The following is a 19,856-nucleotide window of genomic DNA, read 5'->3' on the forward strand; positions in this document are numbered from 1 at the left end:
AATTATTCACACCAAAATAATTAAATTTTAATTTTTTCAGCTTCTATCAAACGAATAGCTAGAAGAATTTCTGCTAAAATGCGCTGAAATGCATAATACCAACCATGCCAACCATCAAGAATACCGCCTTTAAGGATGAGGCAGTAGACCAAAATGATCAAGGGAGCTAAAATCTTTTGTCTACGGATGCGATCGCTCCAACTGAGGTTACTCATCGGTGTTTCTAATAATTTTTTTACCTCAATCACCATATAGCGATCCTGCGCCCACAGCCAGCGATTTAGAGGTTTGCGATCGTCATGATGGATGTAACCAGTAAGCGTTGCAGACTTACCAGCAAGTTGTAAAAGTTGAGTGTGACCATCATCTAGGTATACAGCTTTATCTTTGCGAAACAGAACTTGACGAGGGGGAAGTATTGTACCTCTAAGCGGTTTACCAAACACACAGTATTTAAATCTGGCAAAGTAGCCATCGATCTGCCCATCTGCTGGCAAATTTATAATTTCAGCCTTTAAATCAGCTGTGACAATGTAGTCTGCATCTAAAGAGAGCACCCATTTAGATTCAACTTGCTCTAAGCCATAGTTCCATTGTTTAGCATGAGTATCAAATTTTCGTTTAAATACTTTAACCTGTGGATAAAACTGCAATATTTCTAGGGTTTCGTCATTGCTGTCACTATCAATGACTACAATTGTTTTTGCCCATTTGAGAAATTGGAGAGTGCGATCAATGTTAGGAGCTTCGTTGTAGGTGAGGATAAGCGGAGTTACTTCGTTAAGCATATCTGTTTATTTATGAACTTCAACAACTATGACTTAGTAATAACTCAAAGTCAGAAAGATACATATTTGCAATCTGTTCATAACTAAATTCAGATGCTTTCTGCCTTGCTTGATAACATATTTGCTCTGTTTTCTCTGGGTTGAGAATAGCTGACGCTAAAACATTTGCCAGATTATTGGCAGCATTAGGGCTACGATGATCGAAAAAGTATCCTGTTATCCCTTCCTGAATAAAATCTTTGAAACAAGCTAAGTCTGAAACGACTGGAGCTAGAGATGTAGCCATTGCTTCTAATGGTGCAAGTCCAAATGATTCACCTTTCTCTGCAAGTGAAGGATAGCAAAATAAGTCAGCTTTTCGGTAAAAATCAGATAGTTTATGTACATCAAATATTGGTTTTATAAACTCAACATTTAAGTTATTAACTTGAGATTCCAGAGTACGTAAGTAAGTTTTTCCTCCACCACCTTGATTTTCTTCTACGGGCCCAACTATCCTGAGTTTCACTGTGGAAATTTGCTGAGATAGAATTGAGAATGCATCTAATAGAAGATGAATACCTTTCTCTGGATGGACTCTACCCACATACAGAATAATTTTCTCTTTTTGTTCTACTCTAGAGCAAATTGATGGATAAAATATATTAGTATCAATAGGATTAGGGATAATTTTTATTTTGGGAATTGCAGCAGGATACTCTTGCGCGATCGCATCTTTTATCGCCTTTGAGACAGCAGCAAATCGAGCTACACCACCATAAAGGCCATACTGACCCTTGGGAAATCTAGCAGCATTAACAACAATTTGACCTACTTTTGGATGTAGAGCAGCAAACACTGGCAACCAAAAGTCATTAATAATTAAAATATCAGATGAAGGCAAAGAGGGAAAAGTAAGCAAAGCATACAGCAAATCTTTAAACAAATCTAGGACAATATTAGTACTTTGAGGAAGTCCACCCTGGCGTATATATTCAACGCCATTAATTACTTCTGTCTGCGGTTGTCCTGGATAGGAACGACACAAAATTCTAACTTGATGACCTCTGTTAGCAAATTCTTCTGCTAAACCTTGCCAAATTCGAGGAATAGCACCTCCTTGCACCGCAGGAACAGGCAACCAGGGGCCTGTAGCAATGGAAATAATCACAGTTGATCCCCCTAAGAGCCATAAAACTGAATACAATTAGGCGGTTCCCCACCACCGAGAATCCAATAGTAAACACTTGCCATTTCCTTGGCAATTGAATTCCAAGAATATTTAGTTGTCACCAAATTTTTTCCTTTCAAACCCATTGCTTGTCGGTCAATAGAAGACAATTCCATTGCCTCAACTAATGCATCCATAAGTGCTTGCTGGTTATCTTCAATCCACCAACCACATTCATAGCGTTCTAAATCCTCCCAAGGAGCGCCTTTAGTGGTAATCACAGGCACTCCGCAAGCTAGAGATTCCGCTATTGCAATCCCAAAATTTTCTGAGTGTGTTGGCAAGACAAACAAATCTGCATTGGTCAGTACAGATATCTTGAACTTTCCAGATAGCATACCAGTAAAAGTCACCCGGTGGTTCAAATTCAACTGGTCTACTAGTAGTTCTAACTTTGCTTGGTAATCTATTAAGTCAGGCCCAGCAAGTATAAGATGCCAGTCAGAAAATTGGGATTCTAATTTTTGCCAAACGTGGAGTAAATTATCTATGCCTTTTTTAGGATGCAGTCTTGACAGGAAAAGTAACCATTTTTTATTAGCAAGTTCAGGGAATAATTGTGTTAATACTTCTTTGTCTTGTTGTTCATTCAACTCAGCAATATCAACACCAGTTGGAATTAGTGCGATAGGCTGTTGAAAACCCAGACGACGAACAGAAGTCGCTTCTTCAGCAGAAGTTACATGAAAAACAGTAGCACTAATCAAATTTTTGCGCTCATACAGAAACCAAACAAGCTGCTTCTTCATGCGACTATGCTTCAATGACCAAGACTCAAGCATTCCATGAGGTGAAATAACTAAAGGCAGACGATTGCCTAATGCAGCTTGTCGAGCGTAAAGATTCGGAAACATCCACAAGCCATGATTGTGAATCAGATCTAATTCTTTTGATGCTAAAGATTTTAGAGCATGACTAGATTTGGGAGCAAATCCTCGTAGATGCTGAGCTAAGAAATTTGCAGGATAACTATGTATTGCAACATCCATAGCCACAATTTGGCTACCAAGTTGTTTATAGTCAAGCGCAAACAGATGTGATGGGATTCCCTGATTGGCAAGGGCTGATGCTAGTCTAGTGACTAAAAAAGCAGTGCCGCCAGTATTTTCGTTAATACTTGCAATTACATGACAAACTTGAGGTTTGTCTGTAGCGGTTTCTAGCAGTTTTGCTGCTAAAGGATTAAGCGTCATTGACTAAAAAATTACGGTAACTATATCAAGGTTATTCAGGAATAGCAAAACAATGATGTATAAGTTTTGTCAGAGTTTGTTTGAATTGTTCAAAGCCAAATTTATCGATCGCTTTTTGCCTTAAAGCGTCAGGTTGATAAATTAAAGAATTTGGATAAGTACCTTGCAAAATCTGGATGAGAGTTTGAGCTATGGCATTCACATCTAGAGGATCGACCAGGGCCCCTAGTTCACCCTGACAAAGAGCATCAATCGCACCATCCTGATTGCCACCCACTGTGGGTTTGCCACATGCTAGTGCTTCTAGGTAGACTATCCCGAATCCTTCACCTCGACTAGGCATGGCAAACACATCGCAAAGATTGTAGAAATCACAGAGTTCGCGATCGGGAATAAAACCTGCTAAGGTAACGCTGTCTTGCAGGTTGAGTTGAGCAATCAGTTGCTCAATCCGGGGTCGGTCGTCGCCTTTGCCACCTAGTATGTAGTGAACATCTGGAACGTGAGACTTAATTTTTGGTAGCGCTTGAATAATTTTGTCGTATCCCTTATAGCCATCTTCACTTGATAAACGAGTCACAGTGAAAATAATCGGCTGATTAGACCTCAAGCCATAACGTTCTAGTAAATATTTTGGTTTAGGACTAGGTTGAAAACGATTCTCATCAAATGTAACTGGTAATATTTTTATCTTATCGGTAGGTATACTCTGCTCATTAATTAGGCGATCGCGTGTATACATGCTAATCGATATAACTATTTCTGCTGCATGTAGTGCTTTAATTTGCCATTTATTTTGAATTTCCCAAGCATCAACCCCATAAACAATAACTCCGTAAGGAATACCTGTGAGCCGATGAATTAGGAGTGCTACTGGTGCAAAATTGATATGGCCACATAAAATAAACTTTGGGCGACTAAGTATAGCTGTTTTGATTAAGTTAAAAGCAAAATGTTGCGTTCGTAAATACTTGGGTAGATGACCGCTAAAAAAAAATGAATAATTATTTGAATTAAATTTATCTGTCGGCTTACTTTTATCAAGCTTATCTAAAATCCAGAGAGAGGAATTAGGTAGTCTTTCTTGGATGGTTTGCAAGATGTCTTGTAAATAAACTTGTATGCCACCTTTGAACTCAAATAAGTTAGGAAACCATAAATTTAAAGTACTTTTTTTCAGAGATTTTTGCATGTTTGAAATCTTTTATATATTTACTAAAATAATTCATATATTATATCAATATATATAATAAAATTGCTTTTAATGTTAATTCTAATTAAAAAAATTACCTAATTATGTTGATTAGTTCAAGACGCTACTTCTGTAAATTATTATACTTCTTCAAGTCGCTTTTTCCATTGATCAAATTATGATTACTATAATATTGCAATTTACATCCTTATTTAATTTTTAAATTTTTTTAGTATAAATTAATTTGTAATCTTTGTTTTATATCTTTCCTCAATAGCTAGCTGATAAAGCTCAATATATTGATAAACCATGTTCTGTGCTGTAAATCTTTGCGAATTAATAAATCCTTTAGACTTCAATATTTCTAGTTTAGGCAGACATGAAACAATTTTTTCTGCTGTTTCTTCATGATTATTTGGATCTATGTATATAGCTGCTTCTCCCCCTACATCATTCATGGGAGGACGGTTTGAAGTAAACACAGGACAACCGCAAGCTTGAGCTTCTATAATCGGCCAACCAAAGCCCTCTTGTAAAGAAGGAAATAGTAAGGCGGCTGCGGAAGAATAAAGAGCTCGCAAATTTTCACTATCTACTTCTACTAGCTCTATTACCCTTTGATCTAAGTTATGACTTTGAATAAACTGATGCATTTCGTCAGTCATAGGTTTGCCTACCATAACTAAATGCCATTCTGGTTGTTGAAGTTTCAGTATTAGTTGAGAAAAGATGGCTAAAACTCCTAAACGATTTTTATACCAATGATTTGCCCCCACATGAAGAATAAAGCGACCTTGAGGAAGCCCTAAAGCTTTTAAGCGTTGCTCAGCTTCTAAGACTGTCATAGGGGTATAAGGATAGTTCAAACCCACAGAAACTAAAGTTACAGCCTTCTCATTGAGAGTACTTAAACGTATCAAATCGTTTCTAGTCTGTTCCGAAACGCAAGCAACTCTTTGGGTTTGATTGAGTCCTTTTACAATCATCCACTGTAATATTTTACCAGTCCATCCTGTTTTATACTCTGGAAATTCTCCCAAACCAGAACGAATTGCCAATAAGTCATGACAAGTCACAACATGGGGTATGTTTTGCAAATATCTAGTGTAAATTGCATTGCCATGATCGCATGTATGAACTACATCTGCCCAAGAAATTATTGAACGCAAATTTCGTGGGAAGAGAATCAATTTATCAATGTAACCTAACCATTTTTTGAATACATTTGGGAATAAATGAAGATTGCCTAAGTAGGGCGTGGGTCGAATGACACGTACTTGATGACCAAACTGTATTAAGTAGTTTTCCAGCATGGCAGAAAATAGATCCATGCTTTGAATAGCATCTGGTTGGTAATTACCTATCAACAAAATTTTCATTAAGCTTAAAATATTTCAATTATTTTTAGGCGTTTTTTTGTTATCTTTTAACAACCACAAAATGCGCTTTATATTAACTACAATCTTACCAGGTAGCAAACTGGTTACTAACTTTTTCGTAAAAGCTTTGAACATTTGAGGTAGCAATTGCTTTTGCAAACTAAATATGTCTTCAGGTGTCATAGTAGCAGCTGAAGTGCTAGGGAATGCGGGGTAATTTCTTTTGAAACCAAATCCCAGGTATTCCATTACTTCTAAATTCAAATTATCTAGATACTCTGTATTTACTATATTTTTTTCACCATGACCTACATATTCACTACCAACTTGATCGACCTGAAAAAGCAAGGTAGACCTAGTATATGTTTTATCTTGAAAAGGTTCAGCCCTATGGACTGCGTGAATATCACATAATATTAGAGTACCTTTCTTCATCGAAAATGTTAGGATATCCTTTTTATATTTACTGTCGATAAAGCTTTCAGTTAGATAAATTTCGTGATTGAATTTAGGCGACCAGATATGAGAGTCTTTAACTAACTGAAAAGCATTTTTGGTTACATCAGACAGATAAAATAAAAACAATAAACCTGGCATGTCGTGCTTACTAACTAGCTTTTTGCCAATTTGAAGGTTGTTATCAGTATGCCAAGGCATATTTCCTACTTTGCTGGTTTGATAAATTCTATGATTAGTTAGCTTGTAATTATCATCAAAATATTGTTTGCAAATATCGAGAACTTTTTGGGAAGTGATAATGTCGAAAGATTTTTTGGAATGAGCCAAACAATGAGTTAAAAATTTTTGGTCGTAAGCAATAACTACGCCAACATCATTGGTGTTAACCAAAATTTTGTTAAAATCTACTTCTTGTAATAATTCTTCAACACACTGCTCTATTAATGCTTGTTCACAAACAAAATATCCCTTAGTTTTTAGGTCACTAACTATTTGACTAGTACTGCTATTGAGAAATGATAAACTAAACATATTTTTCTAGAGGTGTAACAAAGATGATATGAACAGCTTGATTGATATTTATCATTTAGCAAGATATGAAAATATTAAAAACAAATGTTTTTAAATCCCAGTTGTACCACATGGGATCGCTACAGCATATTTTTATATAAAGCTAGTTTGCTTTATACTTTACAAAAATAGGATGAAATATATTACTTTCATAATCTTTTTATAAACTTGAACTCCGAGTTGCTAAGAGGTTGTTTTAAAAGGGTATCTCTATGTCATATTGAACGCAGCGGAGTGGAGTGAAATATCTCAGTATGTCAGCAAAAGCCCAGATTCTTCTCTGCGAGAAGCTCCGCCAACGTTCCACACCCTGCGGGAAGCCGCAGAAGCGTCTACAGAATGACGAAATTATACCCTCTTGGACTTTTCAAACATCCTCTAAGATATCCTTGACCTTGCTAACTAATGTTTGACGATATAAGCTCCAATTGTATTGCTCAGCTTTGCGACGAGCGGCTCGTCCCATTTCTGCCAACTCTTGAGGATGGGAGTAGCACCAGTCTAGTTTTTCTTTCAGTGCTTCTACATCCCTTATGGGAATAATAAATCCTTCTACACCATCAGTAATAACATCAATTCCTCCTGTGTTAGGTGTAGTAATCACAGGAATACCACAAGCCATTGCTTCTAGTATTACTAAACCAAAACCTTCTATCAAAGAAGGGAAAACTAAAACGCTAGCACTGCTGTAATACTCATTCAGGAGAAGATGAGGTACAGAAGGGACATGACGATAGATGTCTTTATACTGTTCTAACCAACCTGACGGGAAGAGATTGCTTCCGACTAACACTAACTCTGCATCGCTTAGTTTCAATTCTTGCCAAGCTTGCATGAGATAGTGAACTCCTTTGCGTGGAGAAAGACGACCAACGAACATGGCACGAAAGCAAGTATCATTTTTCGGTTGGGGTTGAAATAAGTCTACAGGTGCGCCGTAGGGAATGACAGTAATTTTTTCTGGTTCTACACCAATCTCTAGCAATGACTGTTTTGTCACCGAAGAAGCCACAAAGATATGATCTGCTAGTTTTACTTCCTGCTGTTTGCGCTCAAGTTTCCAGGTAGGGTCTTGAATCGATTGAACTGCTGAGCTTAGGACAGGGAATAACTCAGCCTCTTGCCGCATGATCCGATGAGTCATCTTATAAAAGGGAATAGGCAGATCGTACAAGCAAAGAACGCCTTGCTGTTTTGCTTTGACAAAGGTCTTTGCAGCCAAATCTTCATAAGTGTAAATAGCATCTAACCCGTCAAGATGGTGTTTTGCTATTTGGCTATCAAGAGATACATATACCCAATCCACCAATTGCATGTAGCTGAAGCCCAAAGTAGGTGCTAGTTTGGTTAGCGATAAAAATATACGGATGATTTCTTTCCACGGGTAAGTCTGAATTGGTACACCATTAGGAGAAGTCCAAGTCCGCCTGCTCAATTCATTAGTGATAGTAGTTTTGAGCTTTTTGGGCAGCACATTTAAACATCCCCATATGGGTGCTTCTGGGTCATAAGCGATCGGGGTAATTACCTCTTTCAATAAATTAGCCTCTGCAAAAGCTAAAGCCGCATTGCGGGCAAAAGAAGGATTAATTTGATGAGCTAGGGAAAGTGAGTTAATCATGCTGTTGAGATGCCCAGAATTTGTCAGATAAAAACTGCCGATATTCTAATTCTGGAAATAAGAAAATGCAGCCACTAAAGAACCAAGAATAAATTGATAAGGTATTGTTAAATACGAATTGATTGGTAATATTAATAACTTGTAATAAGAGAACAGAAAGCGCCAACTGACGAAGAAAAGGACTTTTCAGTTTCAAAAAAACTTGCCAACTATAAAACATTAGAACTATACGTAGTCCGTACCATAATGCAAAGCCGAATAGTCCTATTTCTAAAACAACCCTTCCTATCTCTCCTTCAGCTAGGGGAGTAGGCTCACCTGTGGGTAGCTGAAAAATTTTACGCAAAGCTGGGGCTGCCTGATGAGTTGCTCCTATCCCATAGCTATCAAGCCCTTTAAATTGCGCGGCATTCACAGGCTCGTAGAAGGAAGACAAAGCGCGGTTCAGAAAATCTTGAGAATCTTTTTCTGAAGTGCCTGCACGCTCGAAAAATGTGCCTATTGCCTGAGCGAAAAATTTTGGCACTAAAGCTGAGATCAAAATAACAGGTAGAATGAGTTTTTTAGCTGAGCGAGTAGCGATCGCAGGTTGAGTTAAACCTAAGATAGATGCATATCCGATAAGAAACAAAATTTCAAATGAAAGCAACAGACGGGCACCAGTCATGAAGGAAGTACCAGTTACTAATAATGCTTCAATGTATGTTAACCATCTCCAAATTCGTGGTTGTTCAAGGGTTAGCATTGGAACCAATATACAGAAACAAATTATTAGATAAGTTGAATAACCCACGATATAAGGGAATGTACCTGTGACTCTAATTGCTCCACCAGCAGTAGCATTTGCCTCTTGACCACCTGCCCAGACGTTAATTGGACTCGAGGGTGGACTGAAGTATTGAGCTACAGCCAAGAGGCAGACCGGAATTGCTAGCAGCATAAAGTTGCGTAAAAAGCGGTATAGTTCCTCCTCTGTTTGAAATAAACTAGGCAGTATCCACATTAAGGGCATATAAAAGAAGTAGGCTTTTAGCCCGAACAAACCAATTATGGGTGAGCCTAAACTGGGGTTAAAGACTTGCAACACACACCAAGTAAATGCCATCATTAAGATAATATTAAAAGTACTCAATCGAAAGGGATACTTTGGTTCCCTACTTAGGTAGTACTTAAGATATGCTATTAAAAGCAAGAAGTCTTTGATAAAGTAAATTTGCTCACTTGCTTGTGGTAGTACCCACTTTCGCAACACACCTTCAAAAATGACAATAACCAATGCAAATTTAACCGCACGTTGCCAACTGAAGTGATATATACCAAAGTAAGAAAGCCAAACAAGAGCTGCTGCACCTATCAAAGCAATGAGCAATTGCATTAAATTACCCTCTCTAAAATATCAAGATATGCTTTAGCAACTGCTTTACTGGTGTGACGAGCTAAATGTGCTTTAGCTTTTTCTCTGTAGATTACTAGTTTTTTTGGATGGCTGAGTAAGTCAAATATTATCTGAGTCAACTGCTCCACATTGCCGTTAGCAAATGTTGTCCCGCAAGGGCCGATCGCATCCTTGAGACCACCACCTTCTGAACCTACAACCACGCAACCACAGGCAATTCCTTCTAGGGCAACAATGCCAAAGGGTTCATCCCAAATAGATGGAACTACCATAATTTGGTGAGCATTTAATAATTTGACTAACTCATGCTCAACTTTTACTCCTGCAAAATTGACTTGTTCAGCAATGTCTAAATCTTCTACCTGTTGATGTAATTTAGATTCTTCAGGCCCACTACCAATAATGGTCAACTTAGGAGTAAGTCCCCTCTTTTTCAAGTAAGCTAATGCTTCTATGAGTAGATTAGCTCCTTTATCAGAAACCAAACGTCCTAAAAACACAAGTTCTTGATTACGAGAGATTTCTGGTATTTCATAGAATATATCTTCCCGATAAGAATTAGGAATTATATTAGATGGTGCTGGTATAGATTGAGCTAAAGCATGACTAGCTGAAATATTAGTTGCTAAACGAGTAACAAAGTGCTTTAGACGATTTTGCCAATTCATGCCTCCATCAAGGGAACGATACCAAGTTTGATGGGTTATAACCAAGGGTTTAGGTATCAATATTAATGGCCAAAGACCCTTTAAGCTCACACAGCCTTGAAAATAAACATCACACCATTGAGTTAATTTCAATACTTGTTTTGAACTAGGTTGTCGAATAATTTCAAAAGGGAAATACTTTGAGTCTGTTGCTGGAGTTTGTGAGACTAGCTTGACTTTGTGTCCCTGATAAGTAAATTCATGAGCTAAAGTTGAAATAATTGTTTCTAATCCTCCAATACTGGGATAAAACAGAGGAGAGTAAATAAGAATTTTCATAACATATATTTAACAATAAAAAACTATTTTTTTATTTGCAGCAACAGGCATAAAATATCACCTGATACTTCGCTAAGTTCAAAAAGTTGGTTTGACATTATATGTTGGGATATAACTAGGTTCTTTAATATAAGTTTCAGACTAAGTTGAGGTGAAAAAAGGAAGAAATTGTCACTTTGCTAGTTATGAACTTTATCTAAAGCCTGTACTAGAGCTTCCACGTTCTCGCGCGGAGACCAAGATTCCATACGCTTAGTAGTAGCAGCAACCATTTTATGTAAAAGTTCTTGATCGCCTAAGACTGTCTGTAGGATTTGTGCTAAAGCATCTAAATTACCGCAAGGATAAACAAGTCCAGTTTGGTAATTTTGCACAAGATCGTGGCGTGCACCAACGCGATCGCTTACTACTACAGGACAACCACACAGCATTGCTTCATTGACAACTACACCGAAGGGTTCATGTTCTGATGGAAAGACGAACAAATCAGCAGAGCAATAAACTGAAGGTAATTGCGATTGATTGACAAAACCCAGAAACCTAACTTGCTCTGCTATTCCTAAAGCTTCAGCTTCAACTTCAAGTTCCAATCGCAATGGGCCTTCACCAGCAAATACGAGATAGCTGTCTGGCACATTAGCTTTGACAAATGCTCGTAGAGCATCTTGTGGGCGCTTCCAGGGTTGGAGTTTAGCGCAGAAAAGGATAACTGGCGAATCCTCTGGAATATGCCACTGTTGTCGTACTGCTGCTCGATTCACCTGCTTTGCCTGAGCTAGCCACCATTCATTATTAACGACAGAAGGTGTCATTACTATACGTTGCTCAGAAATTCCCAAAGAACTGATAAATTTTACGCCTGGTGACGAGGAAACAATGACAGTATCTGCCAAACCAAAGATCCAAGGCAATAATAACTTCTTCAGATGGACTTTCCAAGCTGAGCCGTTGCGAGGAATTAAATCGTGAGCATCTGTACTAAATAAGAACGCAGTTCCACTAGCTTTTGCAGCAGCTACTAAAATCCAGAAACTCGCATATGCATAGCCTGTGTATGCGATTACAGCGTCAAACTTTCCAGTGCGGACTTGCTTCCATAACTCTAAATTAATTAGACCGAAGAACTTACCTAACCTAGGTTGAGGAGATTGATTGGAGAGTTGAATCCAAGGATAGCCATCCAATAATGGAATGTCCCACTGGACTTCTACACCAAACTCAGAGTCAAACCCTTGTTCAGCACCTTGCAAACTACAATAAGCTACTAGGATATCTAGCTTAGGATTTTGTGCCATTAACTGAAAAATTGGGGTTGAATACTGCACAGGATTTGCAGTAACAACCAAGACTCTATACTTACGTGTATTCATATTGACTAAGGTTATAATAACCTCTAACAACTATTAGCTTAATTTTTCATGATTATTGAATTTGAACCATTAAGGTGAGTAATAAAAATATTAGTTTGCACAGACAGGCTATGGGTTTGATACCAAGCATAAGCATTGTCAGCAATTACTTGTCCTAATTCTAAAGATAACTGGCTGTTTTGATCCCTAGCAGACCAGTAATGCTTACCGCTTTGAAGACCATCTGTTGGCATTGCGTTATGAGTAACCATACAAGGAATTAGCCTATGGGCACAGAAAGCCGCAAAAATAGTTGATTTTGCTAGATATGCAGGTGGAGGAAAATTTAAAAATCCGGCAATAGAATTTAGCATTATTTTGCTAATTTCTACTGTCTCAATGACTCCTGTTTCCACAACAAGAATACCATTCATTTCAGATATTTCTAACCCAGTCGGAATGCCAATATCATATATTTCTTTAATATCCAAAGTATTACAAGCTAGTTCCAAGGCTTGACGACCTAGCTGATAAACTTGCAATTTACTATTTTTATGTCCAAAAACAACTAGTCTTCGAGTTCGCTCTACTAAAAGTGGGGTATGCTCTGGTTCTCCAATGTTAGAAAAAACAGGTAAATGTGAAATTTGAGTTTGTTTTCCTCGACCCATATTGTACAGAATTTCTGCATAGCTCTCTTTACTAGTGACACAGCGATCGCTCATATTTACTAAGCGCTCGGCCAATTGTTTTTGTAAGGATGATAACCAGAAAGAACTAGTCCATATTGGATATCCAGAAGCATAAACTTCATGAAACATTGTTACCAAGCGCGAGTCAGCACTGTTAGCTTTCCAGCGTTTTAAACCTTTAACTAGCCAAACTGGACAGCCTCTTTCGGCATAACCATAACCTACATAATGTAGTAAGATTGGGATTGACTGATTCTTGTCAAATGATAATAGAGAGAACAATGCTTCAGCAGAATTAGCCGTTACTTGTTGTATCGTAAAATCTTCAATTTCTGTAGCTCCTTGCCAGTTGCGATCGCCAACGACAAACCGCGTTTCGATATTGTAATCTTTCCGCAACTGACGAGCCAGATTTAGTGCATAGTCCCCTAACCCATTGATGGATGGGGGTAGTTGAGGAACAATTTGAATAATTTGAATTGACTTATTTGTTAGCGTCACTTAAGCGGTTCAATTTTTGTATTATTAAAAAAGTAAAAATTGGATTTGATAAATTGAAATTATTCACAACGAGAGAATAAAACAACCATACTAGTATGGAGTTTTCTTTGTAAAACTAAATGAGTTTTATTAGTAAATATTTCCAAATTATTAATCCATTTCTTAGGTAGTAAGTTAAGTAAAGCTCCTAACTTTAAATAGCCGTTTGTTAGCGTATTACTAAAAAGCCGAGTTTCCAAAATAGATAAATTGGTTTGCTGAGCTAGAGATTCAACTTCGTCTAGATGCAATAAAAAAATGTGGCCATCTGAGTTAGGTTGGAATTGTATTGCTTCAAACTGACTGGGATCAGAACATTCAGAAAACTTGGGCAGATTATTCTGAAAATATTCTCCATTAGGTGTGCTCATAACAATGTAACCACCAGGCTTAACCATCTTGGCAATATTCTTTAGAAACTCATCAGGATGGGCAACATGTTCAATAATTTCAGCAATTAAAACAACATCAAATTCTGAGTTAAAACCAAGTGTAAATACATCTCCCGCTACGTAATTAATATTCCCATATTCCCATTTAAGTTTGACATAATCTGCTAACTCTGCACGCATATCATTCCAAGTAACTTCATAGCCTATTTCTGCCAGAGATAAACTAAAGTTTCCTTGAGCAGCAGCTACATCTAAGATTTTTGCACCTGGCTTGGCAACTTTTTTTATTACATCCAATATATGTTTGCGACGATAAGCATAGGCATAGACATATCCAAGATATCTAGGAAAATTTGTGTCCTCATATATTTCTAACAGATCGTATTGATAGCTATATTGCCAACTCTCAGGCCAAGTTGATTCTGGTGTAATTTTTTTCATGGCTGGATTTATACAAAATTAATCTTTTTTAAGTTCTAGAAAGTATTTATTTCAAACTTTATTCTTTAAATGAAATATAAAATATAACTTAAAAGCCATATATAAAAATGAGATATGCTCTAAAAAAGCTTCTTTAAAACCAGAGTACCTAAATTTTAATAATCCTGGAATTGTAGTTTTAATAAACCCACGCAGAGTATAACTAAGGTAAGTTTTATAGTTGATTGTAGCTAATTCTTCTGGATGAATGGATAAGTAAATTATTGTTGATTCTTGATGCTGTCTCAACTTTTTCCAGCCTCCATTATGTCTCCAGGGATGACATACGGAAGCAGATTGAATAAAGAAAAACTTGTTTCCCATTTTTGTGAGTCTTAACCTCAGATCTACATCTTCCATAGCAGCGTAGGGAAATCGCTCGTCAAAACCACCTAAAGACTCGAAAAGTTTGCTTTGAATAGCAAAGTTGCATGACCATAAGAATCCTCCTGACTCATTAATAGGGGATGTTTCACCTAAAGTTTTTCTGGGACGATCAACATAAGTTCTACCCTCAAAGACTAAAGCAGAGGGTTGAGTAATTCTAGCTTGAGCATACCCTTCCAACCATTGAGGATCTGGCAAGCAGTCATCATCTGTGAAAGCCAGCCATTCACTTTGAGCATATCTAGCTCCATTGTTACGATTTGCCGCTGGGCCCGTGCGTGGGCCAGCTGCCCACTTTACCCAAGGATAGCGTTCCTGAATCATCTCCTCGGCAGTTGTTTCAGGACTATCATCTGTCACAATTACCTCGTATTGCTCGTCTGCTAAAGTCTGAATTCCAGGCACTAGGCAATCCAAACATTTTGCTAGCAAATCATTACGATTATAAGTTGGAATAATAACTGTAAATAAAGGACTAGATTTCATTGTTGTACAACAGTTTGAAAGGCGCGTTTAAATCGACGAGCTATTCCCCTTACGGAGCGATTATTTCTTTGATATGACAAACTCCACTGTCTAACCTGTTCATCCCATTCAGCTTTTTCTGCTTGGGTCAAAAAGTTATAGAAAATTTGATGAATTGGTCGAGGTACATCCATACGTATACCTGCCCAGTGGATTAAATACGGTTGACGTGAGGAATCAGCCCAGTAATGCTCAAATTCATCTGGATAGTCTCCTGCCCATGTTGATTCCATGCGAATCGGAGGTAAGGTAAGATTTAAAATTTCAATTTCAGATTGCCACACAAGCAAGTTCAGTCCTGGCTGATCGTGAAAAGGGAAACGAAGACAGGTTTCTATAAAATCAGGTTGCGTGGCGATCGCTTTGAGTGATTCAATTGTGAATAGAGGGCGATCGCAAGCAAATTGACCCGCATTAAATACATCTCTTTGCCAAAGAGTGCTTTTACTCGACATTAATTGCAGTGATTTTTCTGTGTATGTTCCGCCTGGATTGTGCCAGTGACCACATGAGGTAATAAACCCAGAATAAGGCTCTAATACTTCTTCTGGGTTCCTCAAAAAGCAAATATCTGAATCTACATATTGGTAATTTCTCACTGTCAAGCATTGATACTTTCGCATCATTGGGTGGGTTTTCTCAATTTTTAACCAACTGATAATTTCAGGTATTTCCCACCAAGTAGATCCCTTGGGTAATTCAAAGAGATTGTCATCGTAAGGAATTACTAAAAGTGGCAGTTGGCAACCTGTTGCGCGTAAGGAACGCTCCATTGCTAGAAAACGCAATCTTGCCTTATTATTAGCTAGGGATATAATCTTATCAATTTTCATTAAAATCAGAGTTTTTATTATGCCCATCTTTAATAAGCAATAAAGATGAGAATCTTTCAGTTTTTTAAATCTTAAATCGGGTCATTCAATGCAATTAGCCATCCTTGAATGAGCCGATAGTAATAATTGAGCTTTCTTTGCAATTTATTCCAAAAATATCTAGGTTTTATTGCTTGCCCAGAAGCATAAAAATGGTCTGTTATCTTATCAAGTGTGTCCCAACCATTGTCTTTGACAGTCCATCCCACCTTTTGAGCAGCCATTCCCATACAATATCCATCTGAACTAGTGTATCCTTTTAATTCTAAAGTTCTTGTTATAATATCCCATTGTTTTAAAAATTCTATTTCTCTACCTTCATCTTTGGTAATAATATATAAAGATTCTTTAATCCAGCTGGCTTTTTCTAATGATATATCTAATTTAGATGCCCATTTTTGCATCAATTTGATATCTGGTGGAAACATCCATTTATTCGCTTGTTCAAGGAGATCGCCGTGCATTGCAGTAATACCAGGCTGCCATTCAATATTCTCTGGTATACTAGCTAAGATTCTTGTGTCTGCATCAATGTGTATCACAACAGGACATATTGATAAAGCTTTCTCAACTACAAAACGCCTGTCATTCCAACAATGAGGAATACCTTTTTGGTGGTGTTTAAAGGCTAAAATATTTGGATAGTTTTTGAAATCATCGGGTTCATCTGAGAAAATTATGAGAGTTTTTTTAGGAGCATATTTGTTTAAATCTTCCGCAAGATTCTTAGCATGAAGACGGTAAGGAGAACGAAGAGCCAAGGTGCAAAAACAATAGTCCATAATTCTTATTTTATTTTCAAAATGATCGCTGTATTAAGTTTTAAAAAAAAGCTTTTTAGTCTATTTAATCGAAACCATCTGGCTAGCAAAATGATGTATCCAATTTCTGAGATTGGAGGTAAATTTGAGTCTGGATCGTAAATAGATAGTTTTTCAAACAAAATTTTCAAGATTTTTAGCCCAATTATACGAAGCTTAATAAAGTATTTAACTTCTCTTGCTACGGTTATTCCAAGAAGATTCTTTTGCTCCATTAAGTATTTTTTTTCTGGATTAATTGAAATACTTAAATATTCTAATAAAGTAAATTGTTGACAAGCTTGAAGCATAATAAGTAATTCATTAAACCAATCATAAAAATTTCTTGGAGGCAATTGATGAATACTATAACGGTATTTTGATATATCAAACTCAGGTAAAGAACTTTCATCAACTCGATTTTGCAAAATATTAATAATCCAACGAACACGATCTAATTCAGCATGATGAAGCAATGGAAATTGTTCAGCACGCAGTATCGCATCTTTTAAGCTTCCTTGACATAAAAGAGAAATAATTAAATAAGCCCATTCTACTGGATCTGGTTCTGATGCTTTGAAAAACTGAAGAGTCCATTGAATTGGTTGAAAAATCCAATTATGTGCCACAGATGCATTCCCTTTGTAAAGGCTACACAGTGCCAATCTTAGTTTGGGTTCTGGCATTGGTTGTGCATAGTTTAGGCATTTGAGATACAAAGCTTCTGCTTCATCATATTTACTTGACCATAGCTTTTCATCTCCTTGATGTAAAAGTATTCTATCTAATCCATTAAAAACAATAGTTGAATTTTTGTGATCCAATAATTCATTTACTATAATCAATGATTCAAATGGATTTTTCTGAATAATTTTTTGACCGACTTTTAGTGTTTTTTTTAGATTAAACCACTGAAATATCTGATCTCGTTGTTTGAGAGTGTGTCGAGAGTGAACAAGTTTATATCCAGCATCGATAATTTGCTCAAGTTCATCCAAATTCTGAAACAAATAATCAAGTTTATCTAAAATATCATTATCCTCAGCCAAAACACAGTTTTGCATATCAACAAATCCAGCAGCTTCAACTGAAGGAGTTCTTTCCGCAATCAAACAGGATTTAGATGCTGGAATTTCAAAATGTTTACGAACTATTATCTTAGCCATAGTTCCACAAGTCGGAACAAACCATGAAGCATTTATCTTTCTGGCATATTGTTCACCATAGAGCATTTGTGCAGTAGCCTTACCTGCCCATCCTTTGTGAGGGCATAATTCTGATGGATAATGTCCCTCAATGATATTTTTAATCCGTTGTCTCCAAGGATAGAGGGGAGTTATATTTCCAGTAAACAGTATCGGTATAATTTTTGATTCACCATAATCTCGATATAAGTCAGCATCTATAAAATTTGGCCATATAAACAAGTGCTCGGCAATCTCCGGCATATACTCAGTTGCAGTAGTTCCAATCGAAAAAAAGGTGTCTATACCCCAATTATCCATATCGGCAAGAAAAATAGAGCGGCAATCACACCAAGGGTCTCCGTTGTGAAACCCAATCTTCAGTATCTCTGGGTAAGCAGAGGTATTTTCAATTTTAAGTCTATGACAAGCACTGTAGTTTACTCCACTTTCAAAAAGTGCTATGTCTGGCTGATATAGATCGCAAATCTGCTTATAGTCGCAATCTTTATTAATTACAATGACTTCAAAAAACTCTGATAGACATTTTACGTGTTGTTGTCTATGTAATAATACAAATTCCGCTAAGTTTTTATCATGTTTAAATTGGAAAAATACAAGTTTTGGTTTAGTTATTTTATCCATATAAAGTGTTATAGCTTTTAAAAAGTCTGTTTGTAAAAAAAGGCAATATTCAAAGCGATCGCGCGACGGTTTTGATTCGTGCGATCGCATCTAGCTACATCTCTCATTCAGAAGTTGATGCTTCTGAATTTCACCTATTTTCCACATGAGCATGGAAGAATGTACAGCAGGAGATTGTTCAAATCTTCGTTGTAATACTAGAGAGAAAACGTAAACTTTTCCGCTGCAAAGCTCTTAACTAGCCCCATTTTGCCATTTTTTACGTCCACGGTAAACAAGGCATTGTTTTTGCCATTTTTGTCAGTAGCAAGCGCATACAATTGGCCAGAGGAAGAGCAAGCCAAGTCTTTAACATCGTTGAAGAGCGGGCGTCCCTCAAAGCTCAGTGGGGCCAATCTCTTAATTTTGACTTTGCCGGTCACTATGGCCTTCTCTTGCAAGTTCATTGTGATTAAAATGGGGACGTTTTCTGATCCCATCTCAGTTGCGAAAATATTTCCCTTCAGATCTTGGCATAGGTTAGCGAATCGATGAGTGAGTGGTAGTGGGGGTAGGGCCAGTTCATCTTTAGAAATAATTTTACCTGTTCTGTAATCGAGTGTTTTGAAAGCAAAGGGTGGGATGCCCTCATTTCCTACCAGGCACAGAATTTGATTATTGGGAAGGCTGAGCAAACTTTCAACAGTCTGATTAGATCTCTCTAAGCCGAGAATTTTTTTCGCTCTAAATTGACGGTTAGTAGCACCACCGATAACAGAAATGAGATGACTGAAATAACCATTTCTCGTACTAGAAACCGTAGAAATCACAACAGTCTTATCTCCAAGCACTATCGCTTTCGTAACCCGATCAGAGTCAGGTAAAAAGAAAGCCCGAGGTTTTTTCGGTACAGGTGATAGATTCTCAACGGACAGAACTGGCAAATTTACTTTAGAAAGAATCTTCAAATCTGACAGATCAGCAGAGATAACTTTTCCTATCGTCAGATCGGCAGTGTTCAGTTCTACTGACGGAGTTTGGTCTTCCCGGTTTCGATTATTAGATGTCTTAAGGAGATTTATTCCATAAAGAACCTCCTTACTTGGCTCACTCTTTTGAGCAAGCGCCTTACTAGAGAGGTCGGCAACAACAGTCGTAGTGAAACTGGCTGCTACTAACTTGGCAAATTGTCGGCGTTGCAGTGGTGTCATTCTTGT

General features: G+C 37.3%; 17 protein-coding genes. All 17 read right to left on the reverse strand.

Features of this window, described 5'->3' with window-relative positions; translation table 11 throughout:
• Positions 1-20: 20 nt before the first annotated feature.
• Positions 21-788: a glycosyltransferase family 2 protein gene (locus HCR01_RS08530; protein WP_193195797.1), complete on the reverse strand. Its 768-nt coding sequence runs from the start codon at positions 786-788 to the stop codon at positions 21-23.
• Between the two features lie 19 nt (positions 789-807).
• Positions 808-1,938, reverse strand: a complete 1,131-nt coding sequence (locus HCR01_RS08535) for a glycosyltransferase family 4 protein (RefSeq protein WP_193195798.1) — start codon at positions 1,936-1,938, stop codon at positions 808-810.
• 11 nt (positions 1,939-1,949) lie between these two features.
• Positions 1,950-3,191: a glycosyltransferase gene (locus tag HCR01_RS08540; RefSeq protein WP_193195799.1), complete on the reverse strand. Its 1,242-nt coding sequence runs from the start codon at positions 3,189-3,191 to the stop codon at positions 1,950-1,952.
• Between the two features lie 31 nt (positions 3,192-3,222).
• Positions 3,223-4,383: a glycosyltransferase gene (locus HCR01_RS08545; protein ID WP_193195800.1), complete on the reverse strand. Its 1,161-nt coding sequence runs from the start codon at positions 4,381-4,383 to the stop codon at positions 3,223-3,225.
• Between the two features lie 239 nt (positions 4,384-4,622).
• Entirely contained in the window at positions 4,623-5,762 is a 1,140-nt protein-coding gene (locus HCR01_RS08550) for a glycosyltransferase family 4 protein (RefSeq protein WP_193195801.1), read from the reverse strand.
• 15 nt (positions 5,763-5,777) lie between these two features.
• Positions 5,778-6,752 carry a phytanoyl-CoA dioxygenase family protein gene (locus HCR01_RS08555; protein WP_193195802.1) on the reverse strand — a complete coding sequence of 325 codons (975 nt, stop codon included), beginning with the start codon at positions 6,750-6,752 and terminating at the stop codon, positions 5,778-5,780.
• 406 nt (positions 6,753-7,158) lie between these two features.
• On the reverse strand, positions 7,159-8,412 hold the full coding sequence (locus tag HCR01_RS08560; RefSeq protein WP_193195803.1) for a glycosyltransferase family 4 protein: 1,254 nt from the start codon (positions 8,410-8,412) through the stop codon (positions 7,159-7,161).
• Positions 8,405-9,787: a hypothetical protein gene (locus tag HCR01_RS08565; RefSeq protein WP_193195804.1), complete on the reverse strand. Its 1,383-nt coding sequence runs from the start codon at positions 9,785-9,787 to the stop codon at positions 8,405-8,407. The genes HCR01_RS08560 and HCR01_RS08565 overlap by 8 nt, the downstream gene beginning before the upstream one ends.
• Positions 9,787-10,794: a glycosyltransferase family 4 protein gene (locus tag HCR01_RS08570; protein ID WP_193195805.1), complete on the reverse strand. Its 1,008-nt coding sequence runs from the start codon at positions 10,792-10,794 to the stop codon at positions 9,787-9,789. The genes HCR01_RS08565 and HCR01_RS08570 overlap by 1 nt, the downstream gene beginning before the upstream one ends.
• Positions 10,795-10,973: 179 nt before the next feature.
• Positions 10,974-12,164 (reverse strand): glycosyltransferase family 4 protein, encoded by a 1,191-nt coding sequence (locus HCR01_RS08575; RefSeq protein WP_193195806.1) that lies wholly within the window; start codon positions 12,162-12,164, stop codon positions 10,974-10,976.
• A gap of 38 nt (positions 12,165-12,202) precedes the next feature.
• Positions 12,203-13,336, reverse strand: coding sequence for a glycosyltransferase family 1 protein (locus tag HCR01_RS08580; RefSeq protein ID WP_226889204.1), 1,134 nt, complete (start codon positions 13,334-13,336; stop codon positions 12,203-12,205).
• 59 nt (positions 13,337-13,395) lie between these two features.
• Positions 13,396-14,208 (reverse strand): class I SAM-dependent methyltransferase, encoded by an 813-nt coding sequence (locus HCR01_RS08585; RefSeq protein WP_193195807.1) that lies wholly within the window; start codon positions 14,206-14,208, stop codon positions 13,396-13,398.
• A gap of 51 nt (positions 14,209-14,259) precedes the next feature.
• Positions 14,260-15,120, reverse strand: coding sequence for a glycosyltransferase family 2 protein (locus tag HCR01_RS08590; protein WP_193195808.1), 861 nt, complete (start codon positions 15,118-15,120; stop codon positions 14,260-14,262).
• Complete coding sequence (locus HCR01_RS08595; protein WP_193195809.1) at positions 15,117-15,992, reverse strand: hypothetical protein; 876 nt, start codon at positions 15,990-15,992, stop codon at positions 15,117-15,119. Before HCR01_RS08595 ends, HCR01_RS08590 begins: the two co-directional genes overlap by 4 nt.
• A 71-nt stretch (positions 15,993-16,063) precedes the next feature.
• Positions 16,064-16,792, reverse strand: coding sequence for a hypothetical protein (locus HCR01_RS08600; protein ID WP_226889205.1), 729 nt, complete (start codon positions 16,790-16,792; stop codon positions 16,064-16,066).
• Positions 16,793-16,818: 26 nt separating this feature from the next.
• Positions 16,819-18,750 carry a glycosyltransferase gene (locus tag HCR01_RS08605; RefSeq protein ID WP_226889206.1) on the reverse strand — a complete coding sequence of 644 codons (1,932 nt, stop codon included), beginning with the start codon at positions 18,748-18,750 and terminating at the stop codon, positions 16,819-16,821.
• Positions 18,751-18,857: 107 nt separating this feature from the next.
• Entirely contained in the window at positions 18,858-19,850 is a 993-nt protein-coding gene (locus HCR01_RS08610; protein ID WP_193195811.1) for a hypothetical protein, read from the reverse strand.
• Positions 19,851-19,856 lie beyond the last annotated feature (6 nt).

Source organism: Nostoc sp. MG11 (assembly GCF_014904695.1).
GTDB lineage: Bacteria > Cyanobacteriota > Cyanobacteriia > Cyanobacteriales > Nostocaceae > Komarekiella.